This is a genomic window from Paenibacillus riograndensis SBR5 (genome assembly GCF_000981585.1).
Classification (GTDB): domain Bacteria; phylum Bacillota; class Bacilli; order Paenibacillales; family Paenibacillaceae; genus Paenibacillus_AQ; species Paenibacillus_AQ riograndensis.
Genome location: NZ_LN831776.1, coordinates 7,339,796 through 7,353,690 on the forward strand (window position 1 = coordinate 7,339,796; position 13,895 = coordinate 7,353,690).

Below are 13,895 nucleotides of genomic sequence, written 5' to 3' on the forward strand. Positions count from 1 at the left end.
TTTCGCGGACCTGTTGCTCTTTTGATTAGCTTAATTAAAGGTTTTTGGGAAAATGCTTGTACTCTTCTTCAATAGGGCTACAGAAATCTTTCCGGCTTCCGCTCTAGTCATTTTACCCTTTGGATTAAAATTATATACCGGTTTGGTTTGACCTGTAATGGTTACTGCGCTGCCCTCCATGATTTTGGCTTTGGACACCGCGTCAATCGCTGGTTTCGAATAGAAATCCATGCTTCCCGTATCCACAAATGATTTGGCGAGGGTAGCCTGCAGCTTGGCATCATTAGTAGCCATTTTCAGCTTCAAGGCTCTGGCAATCATGACAGCACCCTGCTCTCTTGTGAGCGGCTGGTCCGGACCGAAGAACCCATCACTTAAGCCGGTGACAATCCCAGCTCTAGCCGCAGTCTCGATATGTTTGAAATCCCATGTCGTAGACACCGCCTCAGGCACGATATCAAAGAAGGTCTGCTGATTATTATTATAGTTCAGAGGAATATTCAGCCCTTTTACCAGCAAAGTGGCGAATTCACCGCGTGTCGTTGTATCATCCGCTCCGAATTGGTCAAATCTCAGATTTTCCATAATACCTTTGGAGTACAGTCCGTTAAGAATGTTTCTTGCCCATGGGTGGTTAGTGATATCCGTGTATCCACGACGCAGCTTCATTACTGTATAATACCCAAACTGATCAAAAGGTACTGAGATCGTATGTTTCTTCGTATCCACCTCACCGCCAATGTTCTCCCACTGTCCCGAATCGGTATAACGGAACACTGTGATTGTCGACCCCACTTCATCCACAATGCTTGAATTAAAAGTCAATGTGAGTTTTCCCCGCTGGGAAGGAACAATTTTTCGTTCGGCTTCAATTTGCGTAAAGTTTCCTTCTATTGAGTAAGGAGCAATACCATTAGTGGCTGGTTTATAAAGAGCACTGCCTTGCGTTCCCTTTTCACCAAGTCCGCCGCTAAGCCAATAAATATCCGAAACGCGGGAGAAATTATTGGTTTCTACTGTCGAGTTAAACCGCAACACTAAATCAGAAGGAATCAGCAGTGTACCGAGGCCGCCAGGTGTACGGGCATCAGCATCCACATTAATTGTATTGCCATAATCATTTTTACGTTCGACGACCCCATCTACAGGATCTGCAATACCGAACAGCAGCTTGGTGTCAGGATAGTACTTCGCTGCACCTGAGGTAGTAAAGCCCTTCATCAATGTCCCTTTCGGGAACGTGAGCTCAAGCCCTTTGTTAAACACACTATATTTAGCAGCAACTTTCTCAGCCATAAATTGCGTGTCTATTTGAACAGCACTTGCATAATAAACAGTGACAGTATCATTTAAGGTTGAATTCCCCCGCACAATTTTAATTTTGATTGAAGTAGCTTTATCCGGTTTTAGTCCTACATAATCCAACGTGAACCGGTTCGGCAAGTCAGTGCGTTTCACAGCATCAAATTTGTCGATTACTACCTTCGTGGCACCTTCAGCCTCAATATCAAAACGGACAAAATTCTTATTGACAACGATTTGTTTCCCTACAGTGGCAACTGGCGATAAGATCCGGTATGGAGAAACTTCACGTACTACTTCCATGCGCTGATTCGTGCGTGCGCCAGTTTCATTGATCAGCTCCAGATTATAAACAATACTGCCTGCCGTTTCAGCCGGAATATCCAAGATCCGCAGGATAAAATCTTTGCTGCCGCCTACAAAATCATAGTAGTAAGTCTTTCCTTTGTAGTCAAAGGCTTCCGGCCCCTTTTTATTTGAAGTATCACCCAGTACTTTGTTATCTAATGAAAGAAACAGCTCTGATCCCTGATACAGATTAAGCTTGTTTGCTGCTCCGCCTCTAAGAACCAAGTCATAGCTGGTCTGACTTGTAAAAAACTTGTCATCCTTGAACGTGAATTCTGCAGTTAATCCAAGGATATCATTAAGCTCTTTGTCGGTGTAAGCCTTAATGTCTGTGTGCGAGAGCGCAGCTCTGCCTTTGGACAGCTTGGGATGGAATTGTGACAGGTTGGAGACATTGGTATCTACAATATAGAATTTCAGTTCTTTGCGTATTTCTCTTTTGTTGCCTACATTGTCCATGGAGGTTCCTGTGAATACAAGTTTGTTTTCTCCGTATACCAGTGGCCCTGAGGCTGATATGGTTAAATCAAAGGAGAAAGTCGATTTATTCATCGGATTAAAATCAAGATTGCTAACCTCTGTCGATTTCAGCTTATCGTTTGAAATACCGTTGACAAAAAATTGTGCGTTGCTGATGTTCTCAAATCCGATATATTCACCTGAGACTTTCAAAATATTAGAACTGTTAGCCGAGCTAAACGTATAAGTCTGGCCATCATTTAAGTTGGCAACGTAAATGTAGTTCTTGGAGACATAGGCGATGTCTGCATTGTAGAAGGATTGCGATCCTGAATATTGAAATTTCACTTTCTGTTGTCCATTCGAGAATCCAACTACTTTATATATAACCTCATTATCTGACAGTCCTGTAACATTGGTCTGTTTCTCCAATGTAAGCGAAGCGCCCAAAGGCAGATAGGAAGCCAGTAAAGTCTTAGTAGCATCAGGTTTAGCACTTGACTTGACCAGAATGTAGAAATCTGATTTTTCAACCTGAGCACCGTTTAAAGCCAGCTTGGATAGTCCTGTACTAGCAATTGCTTCACCATTATATCCAGACAAATAGTACATCTCGGTAATAACGTTCTCACCTGATAAATATTTGTAGTTTTCTTTTACAGACGTACTATACGTTCCGTATTTAATTCCTACGGTTACGCTGGACGATCCCGCTGTAAGTGTGAATGGTGCCGTTGTTTTGAAGGCAATCAGCCGGTATTGAGGGGTTACACCATCCGGAGCCGGAATTACAGTCTCATTCTGTGGTGTAGTACCCGGAACCGTAGAGACAGTACCATCAGCTGCAACAGTATAAGACTGAAGCACATCCACTGAAACCACTGTATCGTTAATCTTCACTTCATGGTCCTCATAAAAGGACTTGGTACTAGCATTATACGGTAAAAGCACTTGTCCTATAATAGTAGCATTGGTGTCTGTTGCAGTAAGCGTAGGGACATTATCAAGTATATTGTATGCTATATTATTGTGAACAATTTTCAAATCGGTAAAAGGCTTGTTGGTGTCAAAATAATAAACCGAACGTTTGATTGATATAGAATCCGCTGCATTCTGCACAACGATGTCCAGCGTGTTCTCACCGGACTTCAAGGTTAATGACGGCGTAAAAAAGGTGCCGTCCTCAAGGAGAGAGGTTTGCATTGGAGAACCACCATTGAGCGATACGCTAACTTTGGTAGCATTCGTCACATTACCCTGGAGCGTAATCTGCTGATTCGGTACTACAACCTTTGTACCTTCATTTAAGTTAATGGCAGCAGGGCCTCCTCCAAGCACTTGCAGCGAAGTGACATAAGGAACCTTATCATACAGGACATAAAACGATTCAGAGCGCTGCAATGTCCCCTGCATCCCTGAGAAGGTGATTTTATTAAATCCTGTGAACAAGGTGAGTCCGCTTGCAACAAACCGGTTATCCGGGTTAGTAGTGTCGGTAGTTACTGCACCCGTAGTGGAATGTGTATCATCTGTCACCCATTTGTCCCCACTCTGCGTCATCTGTTGTACAGTAACCTTCATTGTGGAAGCTGTTACCTGTGCGTAAGTACCTGAAATGGAAAAGTTGGGAGCACTTGTCTTATATACTGTGCTTCTAGTAATAGAATTTGCGACATCCATATTGAGTGCCGCCGTATTCCGCAGCGTGAGATCATCCGGACTGAAATAGGTCGTAGTCGCGGTTGCCGCCGAGGCCTGCGGCGTGTATTTGCCTGGGAACATGGAAACGATTAGAGCCGCCAGCAGCAGCCAAACGAATGGTCTCTTAAAGCGTAACATGTGTATATCTCTCCTTTGAGTTATGTTCTCGTTATCCCTCACTTTGTTCTTTATCGGTCAATGCGGCGGGATTTTTTAGAAATATCACAAAAAAGCTCACCCTTTTGTAGAGTGAGCTTTGTCAGATAAGGAAGATAATTGCATGACGCAAATAGATACACTTTATGATTTGGAGCCGCGTTCCGGATTAGCCTTCACCCGCATTCTAAGCAGGAAATCAATCAACGGACGTTTGGTCTTGCTGATGACACCGGTAATCTCTGCGCCGATCTGTAGGAAGAAGAGCATGACGCAAATGACGACGAAGGTCACCCAGTTGGCTTCATAGAGAGACGCGGACGTCTGGATTACAGCCAAGATTCCAAAGAAACCAGCAATACCGTATATAATTAATACCGTCTGGCGGTGGCTAAAGCCAAGCTCGCGCAAGCAGTGATGCAGATGGCCTTTGTCCGGAGCAAAAATTGGTTTCTTCTGCAGCTTCCGGCGGACGATGGCAAAAAACGTATCCGACAGCGGAACTCCGATAATCAAGAGTGGTGTGATAAAGGAGACTACCGCAATCTGCTTGAAGCCCAGTAGGGCAAGAAGCGCAAGGCAGAAGCCCAAGAACAGCGAACCGGTATCACCCATAAAAATTTTGGCGGGATGGAAGTTGAAGAACAGGAAACCTAGGATACTGCCAAGCAGAAGCAGGCAAAGCAAGGCAACCATGGTATTGCCCATCAAAAATGCCATGACAGCAATCGTAGCAATCGCAATGCCGGATACTCCGGCAGCAAGCCCGTCCAACCCGTCAATCAGGTTAACGGCGTTCGTAACCCCGACAATCCAGAAGATCGTCAGCGGAATGGCAATCCAGCTTTCTAATGATGAATACGAATTATTAAATGGAATGTTTACAAAATCAACGGTAATCCCGAATCCGAAAACAACGATGCACGCTGCGGCAATCTGGCCCAGCAGCTTCACCTTCGCCGAAAGCTCAAAGCGGTCATCCAGTGCACCGATAAGAACGATCAGGCCGCCGCCAGAGAGCAGCGCTTTGATGAAGTTGGCCTCCCGCGGAGTAAAATCATAAGGAATAATCGGCAATACGGCAAGCAGGCCCAACACAAACGCCAGAAAAATACCTAGTCCGCCAAGGCGGGGCATAATCTTAGTATGCACTTTACGGGCATTCGGCACATCTGTGGCACCAATCTTAACCGCGAATTTCTTCACGAGTGGTGTCAAAAGCAGTGCAAGTCCCATGCACACGACGAATCCGGCGATGTATATGATTAACATTTGATCAGTCAACCCCCATTTCTCTACCGCATTGAATTATACGCTGAACGTAAAACAAATTCCAATTCCGTTTTTAGGCTGTTGCACGGATTTTTACGGTAAATAGCGTCGTTTTGCTATACTTTTGTCACTTTATCTTTCTCACGTAGCACTTTTACTGCGAATTTCGGCAGCGCAAGCATTCTTTTGTAGCGGGTAGGCTCCTTTAGAAGACGGTATAACCACTCTGCACGGAGTTTCTGGAAGGCTTTTGGCGCCCTGCGGCTCTTGCCCGAGATGACATCAAAGCTCCCGCCGACACCCATCATTACCGGTATGTTCAGCCGGGATTTGTATTTGGCGATCCAAGGCTCCTGACTATCGGCTCCTCTGGCGACAAAAAGCAGATCAGGCTGAGCTTCGATAATTTCACTCACAATTTCCTCGTCCGCTTCCGGCCCGAAAAAGCCGTCATGATATCCCGCTATAATGATACCGGCATACTGAGATTGTAACCGGGAGGCGGTCTCGCGAATCACCTCAGGTGTAGACCCCAGCAAATATACCCTCCAATTATAGCTTTCGCCCTGGTGAAGCAATTCATGTAACAAATCAAAACCAGCAACACGTTCAGCAACAGGCTGTTGGCAATATTCGGCAGCCCATACAACCCCTGTTCCGTCAGGAACCACCAGTTCGGCCGATTTCATAATCTCCATATAAGCCGGATTATCCAGGGCGGTCATCACCATGATCGGATTGGCTGTAATGACCTGATGCGGTTCACGCCTTTGGACGGCTTCGGTCAAATAGGAAACCGTAGCTTTCATATCGACTCTGGATACCCGGATGCCGAAAATCGGCACCGTGGGGATCACACTTTCTGCTTTCACGTATCTATCACCCTTTACGGCGGAAATATTCAATAATTTGCCGGGCTGGCGCTTCGGCCTCCTGGACTAAAGAAGCAATCAACGGCTCACGCTCACGCTTCCATTCATCCCCTGACTCCAAAAGCTGAAGCACTTCGGCAGCAAGCTTGCCGCCGTCCAGAGAGGACGTATCCCCGATAGGCCGGCAGCCCACCCGCTCCAGAAAATGATCAATCTTCGGATCATAAGAAATACCGATAAGCGGCACCCGTCTTCCTGCGGCATAAATCAGGCTGTGCAGCCGCATTCCGATCAAGAGGTCACATGTCCCTACCTCCCGCAGCATCTGCTGCGGATGCTCAGCATCCTCACATATGCTGATTACTCCACCGTTCTGTGACATCCCCTTTTCCAGCTTCTCCATGATATAACGTGAAGGTTCATGGTCAGAAGGATGGTGAAAAGGCAGAAAACGCACATGAAGCGGAGTTCGGGCGCTTGCTTGCAGCAGACCATCGGCGACAGCATCCAGTTCCTCCCGGGATTGCTCCCAAAAGCGGACCGAAACCCCTACAACCGGAAGATCAGGCCGGGATAACGGAGTCTTCTGAGGAGATGATTCGCCGCCTGCTTCTGTGCTGCTTCCCTGTCCATCCTCGGGAAGGCTTAATCCCATCACCGGGTCGGGAACGACATCAATCTTGTTCCCGACCAGCCCCATGGATTGCAGCAGGTCTCGCGACTGCTCATCTCTTACAGAGATATAGCTGCACTTGCGGAAAACCGCTTTAATTAAGGGATGAAAAAGCTTGCGGTTAACCGGACCAATACCTTGGGCATAGATAAAGGTCGGCTTGCCCATCCATTGAGCCAGCTTGATGATGCCCAGGTAATATGGGATGGTTTTGCTCCCGGTCACATCCTGCAGCAGGCTGCCGCCCCCGCTGATCAAACCGGCACTTTCCGAAATTGCGCTGCGCACTTCGCTAAGTTTCATACGGTGTACAGCCTTTACTCCATAGGTCGCTGTCGTCCATTCCGGATCTATTGACAGCACAACAGGCTCAATGACTGTTCCCGTTGCCAGCGAATGCTTCTGCAGCGCATTTAGAATGGACTGCAGCACCGCCTCATCTCCGCTGTTCCGGAAACCGTAATAACCGGAGATGATTATTTTTTGAGAAGCGGCGACCATCGTCTCCAACACCCCTCTGCAAGCTGCCATACCCCTACCGCGATCAGCCCGATAATCAGACCAAGACCCAGCCCCAGCAAACCACGGACCAGCGAGATCAGAACCGGAGAGTGAATATGGGCGAAGGTATCAACCATTGAAAGCTGCCCGATCACAGCGATGATCATAATAAATGCGGCATTCCGGTATTTATAGGCCATAAAGGCCCCCAGTATAAATAGCGGATGAGCCAGCAGGAATTCTTTGTTGCGCGGCCGGACCCCCACTGTATTTTCCAAAAAGACGCGGAGAATTTTTTCCGGTGCGCTCACACTGCCGCTGTTGCCCGTCCGGCTCAAATAATACATCCCGACAATCCCCAGAACACCGGCTGCAATGACCCAAGCCAGCGTAATGGGTGTCCGTAGAAGCTTGCCTGTTTTGCTAAGGACAAACTCACCACGATAGAGCAGTACGTATACAGCAATCAGTGCAATAGGCGCCAAGTGCAGCAGACTGACACCACGGAACTGGTTAAGGACCAGACTGTAGGTGATATTGTTCAGGAGTGCAATCACAAACGGCACCGCGCTCAGCGAAATCAGCGCTGTTTTGACGTAAAGCACGAGACTGTGAGCCAGGCGGCGCTGCGGAGTCATAACCACATAGGTTAAAGCGTTCGCCCGGAGCGGAGGACCCTTCTCATTTATTTTTCGTACCGCCAGAATCATTGCCACTGTTGGTGCGCTGATGGCTACAGCGAGTGCCAGAGCCTGCTCGAACAGCTGCGGCTTAATCAGCATCAGTCCGGCGCTTCCCACCAGACCAAGCACCCAGGCAGGCAGCGTAAGCCATGGAATGAAGTAGGAAACCAGAAGGGCCACCATGGCTACAGCACCGATGACTGCAATTAATTTAAAATAACGCTGGAACGAAGAGTCTACAACATCAAACGCAGTGGCTTGCCCCAAGGTAAAGCCGTTGCTCTCAATTTTCTCTACCGCGCCCCCGGGCTCGCTAAGGCTGGTGATCAGATTTTCCAGAGTATCCTTAATCTGCGCCTTTGAAGTGTCCCTCGACGGAATCGTGTTGAGATAGATCATGCGGATGTTGCGGTCTTTCGTTGCCAGTGCAAAGCGGTCCGCTATCGTTTCCGGAGGAAGGGCGGAATCACCTTCACTGAGCGAGTACAGCCGGGTCACGTTGTAATCCAGCAGATAAGCTAATTTATTGAATCCTTTTTGCTGTGCTTTGATATTCTCGATGGCGGCAATCCCGATTCCGCGTTCCTTAAGAAGACCGGCAAAAGCTGTAATACTGTTCAAATCAGCATCATCATTAAATCCTTTAACCGACTCGCCTTCAAAAAGCAGACGTTTGACTCCAAGCTCCTGATAGCGGTCCAGCAGCTTGGTAACAGCGGCCTCATTGTAAGGCAGGGAATCTACAAGACGGGGTACAATGTTAAACCCTTTGCTATGCAGCATTTCCAGGGTGAACGGGTCCGGCTGCATCGGCTTCAGCGTGGCATCCTCCAGCGGAGTTTTGATAATAAGCCCCTGTTGCCCGCGGAAACTCCAGTTTTCGGTTGCTATATTCAGGCTGCTGAAGGTATCACGGATAATCGGCGCGAGGGCTTCACTATTCTCCGGACTGGTAAAGAGGACATATGTATAGTTCTCATTCTCCGGAATCACGGTATCCGTCAGGTTGGCAATATCAGCCGCTCCCCATATCATCAGCCGGCGGGCCTTGCGGTAATCCTCCAGCGTGTTTTCATAAATAGCCATACTGCCTACGCCGGCAGATTTTAAAAGGTCAAGCTGCTCTGAAATATAATCCTGCGGATTCGCCCGGTAGCTGGCCGCTTCCACCAGGTCACGGTAATCAAAAACAAATTCAACCGTTTTGGAAGATTTCTCCGTCTGCAGACGGTCATAGACGACTGGCAATGCGGCAAGCACACCAATCACCACAACTATCCATAACCACTTTCGTGAAGCGATGTTCCAACGTTGCCATTTCTGCTGCACTCCAAAGTACCTCCTCTTTCACTTAAAGCCTTCTCAAGGCTAATTTCAAGCAGAAACGGATGCGCGTCCATAGAGGAGCAGTATCCGTTTCGCTTAAATGCTGTATCTTCTATTATTTATTTCCCGTCAACGCGTGACATAACCTGCTGCGTGAGCGTGGCAACCTTGTCCTTGGCGTTCTGCAGCGATTCTCCGCGCACTGCAAAATACACTTTGATCTTCGGCTCGGTACCCGACGGACGCAAGCAGAACCAGGAACCGTCAGACAGCAAATATTTCAGCACATTTTCCTTAGGAAGTCCGTTCAGCCCCAGCGAATAATCCAGAACCTCGCTTACTGCTGCACCGGCAATCTCCTGTGGGGGATTGCTGCGCCAGTCATTCATAATCCCCTGAATCTGCGCCACACCGTCCTTGCCCTTCAATGTGCGTGATTCCAGGCTTTCCAGGAAATAGCCAAACTGTTCATACAGCTCCTGAAGCACGTCGTACAGCGTTTTCCCTTGGGCTTTGTAATAGGCTCCAGCTTCAGCAATCAGCATGGAGGCCAGCACGGCATCCTTGTCACGGGCATAATTCCCGGCAAGGTAGCCATAGCTCTCTTCATAGCCGAACAGATAGGTGTATTCACCGGACTGCTGGAACTGGGTCATTTTTTCACCGATATATTTGAATCCTGTAAGCGTGTTGAATACGGTAGCGCCATAATGCTCGGCGACAGCTGCACCCATTTCACTGGTGACAATGGTTTTTACGACAGCACCATTGCTTGGCAGCTTGCCTTGCTCCTGCAGGCGGCTCAAGTAGTAATGGATCATCAGTGCTCCGGACTGATTGCCGGAGAGAACAACGAACTTGCCTTCATTGTCGCGCACTACAGCACCCATGCGGTCCGCATCCGGGTCCGTACCGATCAGCAGATCGGCGCCCAGCTCCTCTCCCAGCTTGATTGCCAGGGTGAAGGCTTCCCGCTCTTCAGGATTTGGCGATTTTACGGTAGAAAATTCGGAATCAGGCAACTCTTGCTCCGGTACTACATGCACCTGAGTAAAGCCGATTTTGCTCAAAACGCTGCGGACGGGAAGATTGCCTGTCCCGTGTAGCGGTGTATAGACAATTTTGAAATCACGTCCCAGTGTAGATGTGATTTCATCACGGGCAACGCTGACAGCCGCTACTGTATCGGTGAAGGCTTCATCTTCCTGCTCTCCCAGCCAATGCAGGAGCCCTCCAGCTTCCGCCTCTTCCTGGGACATGCGTTTTACGCCATTAAAGGAATCCACCTCCAAGATGTAGGAGATGACTTTTTCAGCCTCGTGCGGAACAAGCTGTCCGCCTTCAGCATTGTACACTTTGTAGCCGTTGTACTCCGGAGGATTATGGCTTGCAGTAATGACTACACCCCCGGTAGCCTTCAGATGACGGACCGTAAAAGACAGCTGCGGCGTGGAGCGCAAGGAAGGGAACAGATGAGCCTCAATCCCGTTTCCGGCCAATACCAGTGCAGCCTCAAGGGTGAACTCCGGCGAAAAGCGGCGGGAGTCATGCGCAATGACAACGGAAGGTCTGCCTTCACCAGTATGCTGTTCAAGGATATAATTCGCAAAGCCTTGAGTCGCTCTGCCCACTGTATACCGGTTAATCCGGTTGCTGCCTGCTCCTATAACCCCGCGCAAGCCGCCTGTGCCGAACTCCAGATCTCTGTAGAAACGTTCTTCCAGTTCCTGCGGCTCATTCGCAAGCAGATTCAGTTCTGCCTTCGTGTTCTCGTCAACCGATGGGTCCTGCAGCCAGCGTGACAGTGTTTCTGCGGCTTTTGGGCTTAATTGAGTCATATCAAATCTCTCCTTCTCCATCTATAATATATGATTTTATAACAGGTTCTAGCTGAGTGCGAACATAATTTCCCCGGAAGCGACCACTTTGCCCTCCACCTTCGCGGTAGCCTGCCCTTTGCCAATGCTGCCCTTTAGGCGGGTAATTTCCACTTCAAGCACAAGCGTGTCTCCCGGAACCACCTGGCCACGGAAACGGAAGCCGTCTAAGCCTGCCAAAAAACCGATCTTCCCCTTGTTGGCTTCAACTCCCAGTATGGCAACAGCGCCAACCTGAGCCAGCGCCTCGGTGATCAGAACACCCGGCATTACCGGAAATCCCGGAAAATGGCCGACAAAAAACGGTTCATTCACCGTTACATTCTTGATGCCGACGGCCCGCTTGCCCATTTCTATTTCGGTAATTTTGTCCACCAGCAGAAATGGAGGCCGATGGGGGATTATTTCTTGGATTTCATTGATATTCAACATGGATACAAAGCTCCCTTCGCATATAAACCGCACCCTGGTAATCTGTCTGCCGCTGCAGCGTTTTAGTTTTATTTCCGGCCTGCCTGCATAAATATGGACAGCTTCGGCAAAAACTATAATATCCTTCACCACCTGCAGCAGTGGAGGTTGAGATAAGGGGCTTTCTCCACCGCATAAGGCAATATGGCGGAGAGGGCCCTTTTTGCTCTCAGGGGCCTCCATCATTATACATTTTCCAGTATAAAAAAGAAAACTCCCTTGTACAACAAGGGAGTTCTAATATGAACAGTTATGGCGCAAACACCAGATCATACACATGCTTCCATGTGCTCCACTGAAGCACATCGCTGAATTCTTTTTTGCCCAGAACGACATACCCGGCAACCATGCCACCGCACAGTGCTGCCACCAGCAGCACAGGAATCAGGAACCACTGAACGATCGTCCATTTGGAAATTCCGCGCCGCCGTACGGGCTGATGCTGTTCCGCTTCATGTGTTGCTTCCGGCTTGCTGTTGTTCTGACGAGCCATTCCTTCACCTACCCGCGCATGTTATTAGCCAGGCCGAGCATCTGATCACTTGAGGTGAGTGCCCGGGCGGCAAGCTGATAAGTGCGTTGAATTTGCATCATTTCTGCGATTTCCTTGCTTAAATCCACATTCGATTGTTCCAGGTATCCGGACCGGACGCCTATAGTGGAAGGCTCCCCTGCTCCCTTGAACGCCTGCTGAGCCGTGACTCCGTCAGCAAGCACAAAGAAATTCCCGTCCACCGCCTGCAGCGCACTCTTGCTGAGGGGCTCCACGATCATGATGGTACCGGCTACCCTGGCAGGCGCATTCTCAGCCGTCTTGGTCAGCACCCGGCCGTTCTCATCAATGGCGGCACTTACGTCTGCGGGAACGGTCAAAGGGTTGCCTTGCGTGTTCAGCACAGGATTCCCTGTGTTGTCCACCAGCATCATTCTATCCGGGTTCGCACTGTCCGGAACAAAGTGAAAATCCCCTTGGCGTGTATACGCAGTAGCCCCGTTCACCTGGACGCCAAACAACCCGTTGCCTTGAATGGCCAAGTCTGTCGGATTTCCCGTCTCCTTGAGAGGGCCTTCCTCCCAGTTGGTTGTCACCGTAGGTACACGGACCCCAAAGCCGATATTAAAACCGAGCGGTGTGCTGCGGCCCGGCTGATCATAATCCTTGGACTGCTGCTGAACACGGGTCAGCACATCCTCAAAGGAGCCTTGCTTGCTCTTGTAGCCATCGGTATTCATATTGGCAACATTGTCGGCTATAATATCCAGACGCTGCTGGAGACTGGACATAGAGACGGCTGCGCCTATCGTTGAATTGTTCATACGTTACTCCTCCTGCCCTAGATTCTGCCGACTTCGTTTACAGCCTTCTGCAAGCTGCTGTCATAAAACTGGACAACCTTCTGATTCGCTTCATACGCCCGGTAAGCCGCATTCATATCCACGGTCACCTTGGTTGCATCAACATTGGAATTTTCCAGATAGCCCTGCCGCACCTGCAGATTGTCCGTCCCATTGGCGAAACGGATATCCGCGTTCTCCACATCGTCGGCGTGGAAGACACCGTTACCGTCACGAACCAGTTCCTGGGGTTTTGTGACCACACTGATGCCTAATCGGGTTCCTGAAGGAAGTCCTGTTGCAGGATTCAAGAGGTTACCCTGTCCGTCTACTTTAAGATTGTCCTGCGAACCTGTCAAGATAAGCGGATTGCCGTTGCTGTCAACCACCTTGAATCCGCCTGCGCTGAGTACTTCTCCCGCCGCGTTTACTGTGAAGCTGCCGTTGCGGGTATACAATTGATTACCTTCATTATCCTGAACCGTAAAAAAAGCCTGCGGCCGGTAGATGACCTCGCCATCAGGAGTAATATACTTGCCTGAGCCGTCAAAATTAATATTGGCACCCGTCGCCGGGTCCGCCACCTGCAGATCGGTGGATAATGCGAAATCCGCCGGCTTGCCGCTTTCAATGAGATCTCCCTGCAGATATTGGGAAACGGACTGTTCCGCAAATACCCCTGTATTCATTCGGCCTACAGGCTTTATTCTGCCATCGCTCATTGCAGAAATGAGCACCTCGGGAAAAGCATGGCTGACACTGTCCACCTGCTTATACCCCGTTGTATTCAGATTGGCAATGTTCTGCGTTGCTGTATCATGTCTGCGCTGCTGCGTCACCATTCCGGCAGCCGCCGTATATAATCCTCTAAGCATGAGGGTTAATCCCCTTCCTGATTGAGCTGTTAACTTATATTATC

Annotated in this window: 10 protein-coding genes; all 10 read right to left on the reverse strand. The window is 49.1% G+C overall.

The features are described 5' to 3' along the window. Positions 1-30: 30 nt before the first annotated feature. Positions 31-3,948 carry an S-layer homology domain-containing protein gene (locus tag PRIO_RS31015; RefSeq protein WP_046505979.1) on the reverse strand — a complete coding sequence of 1,306 codons (3,918 nt, stop codon included), beginning with the start codon at positions 3,946-3,948 and terminating at the stop codon, positions 31-33. Positions 3,949-4,110: 162 nt separating this feature from the next. Continuing rightward, positions 4,111-5,238: a glycosyltransferase family 4 protein gene (locus PRIO_RS31020; RefSeq protein ID WP_020428482.1), complete on the reverse strand. Its 1,128-nt coding sequence runs from the start codon at positions 5,236-5,238 to the stop codon at positions 4,111-4,113. Positions 5,239-5,354: 116 nt separating this feature from the next. Beyond that, entirely contained in the window at positions 5,355-6,110 is a 756-nt protein-coding gene (locus tag PRIO_RS31025) for a WecB/TagA/CpsF family glycosyltransferase (RefSeq protein WP_039788282.1), read from the reverse strand. A 7-nt stretch (positions 6,111-6,117) separates the two neighbouring features. Further along, positions 6,118-7,284: a polysaccharide pyruvyl transferase CsaB gene (gene csaB / locus PRIO_RS31030; protein WP_020428480.1), complete on the reverse strand. Its 1,167-nt coding sequence runs from the start codon at positions 7,282-7,284 to the stop codon at positions 6,118-6,120. Next, positions 7,260-9,296 (reverse strand): DUF5693 family protein, encoded by a 2,037-nt coding sequence (locus PRIO_RS31035; protein ID WP_020428479.1) that lies wholly within the window; start codon positions 9,294-9,296, stop codon positions 7,260-7,262. The genes csaB and PRIO_RS31035 overlap by 25 nt, the downstream gene beginning before the upstream one ends. A gap of 116 nt (positions 9,297-9,412) precedes the next feature. After that, positions 9,413-11,131: a phospho-sugar mutase gene (locus PRIO_RS31040; RefSeq protein ID WP_020428478.1), complete on the reverse strand. Its 1,719-nt coding sequence runs from the start codon at positions 11,129-11,131 to the stop codon at positions 9,413-9,415. A 48-nt stretch (positions 11,132-11,179) separates the two neighbouring features. Further along, positions 11,180-11,602, reverse strand: coding sequence for a 3-hydroxyacyl-ACP dehydratase FabZ (fabZ, locus tag PRIO_RS31045; protein WP_039788279.1), 423 nt, complete (start codon positions 11,600-11,602; stop codon positions 11,180-11,182). A gap of 289 nt (positions 11,603-11,891) precedes the next feature. Further along, positions 11,892-12,134 (reverse strand): DNA-directed RNA polymerase subunit beta, encoded by a 243-nt coding sequence (locus tag PRIO_RS31050; protein ID WP_020428476.1) that lies wholly within the window; start codon positions 12,132-12,134, stop codon positions 11,892-11,894. 8 nt (positions 12,135-12,142) lie between these two features. After that, entirely contained in the window at positions 12,143-12,958 is an 816-nt protein-coding gene (locus tag PRIO_RS31055; protein ID WP_020428475.1) for a flagellar hook-basal body protein, read from the reverse strand. Between the two features lie 17 nt (positions 12,959-12,975). Further along, entirely contained in the window at positions 12,976-13,851 is an 876-nt protein-coding gene (locus PRIO_RS31060; RefSeq protein WP_020428474.1) for a flagellar hook-basal body protein, read from the reverse strand. Between the last annotated feature and the right edge of the window lie 44 nt (positions 13,852-13,895).

Bases quoted from the DNA above. Each gene is read 5' to 3' on its own strand.
- csaB (WP_020428480.1), bottom strand. From the start codon at position 7,284: ATGGTCGCCGCTTCTCAAAAAATAATCATCTCCGGTTATTACGGTTTC.
- PRIO_RS31020 (WP_020428482.1), bottom strand. From the start codon at position 5,238: ATGTTAATCATATACATCGCCGGATTCGTCGTGTGCATGGGACTTGCA.
- PRIO_RS31055 (WP_020428475.1), bottom strand. From the start codon at position 12,958: ATGAACAATTCAACGATAGGCGCAGCCGTCTCTATGTCCAGTCTCCAG.
- PRIO_RS31050 (WP_020428476.1), bottom strand. From the start codon at position 12,134: ATGGCTCGTCAGAACAACAGCAAGCCGGAAGCAACACATGAAGCGGAA.
- fabZ (WP_039788279.1), bottom strand. From the start codon at position 11,602: ATGTTGAATATCAATGAAATCCAAGAAATAATCCCCCATCGGCCTCCA.
- PRIO_RS31040 (WP_020428478.1), bottom strand. From the start codon at position 11,131: ATGACTCAATTAAGCCCAAAAGCCGCAGAAACACTGTCACGCTGGCTG.
- PRIO_RS31060 (WP_020428474.1), bottom strand. From the start codon at position 13,851: ATGCTTAGAGGATTATATACGGCGGCTGCCGGAATGGTGACGCAGCAG.
- PRIO_RS31015 (WP_046505979.1), bottom strand. From the start codon at position 3,948: ATGTTACGCTTTAAGAGACCATTCGTTTGGCTGCTGCTGGCGGCTCTA.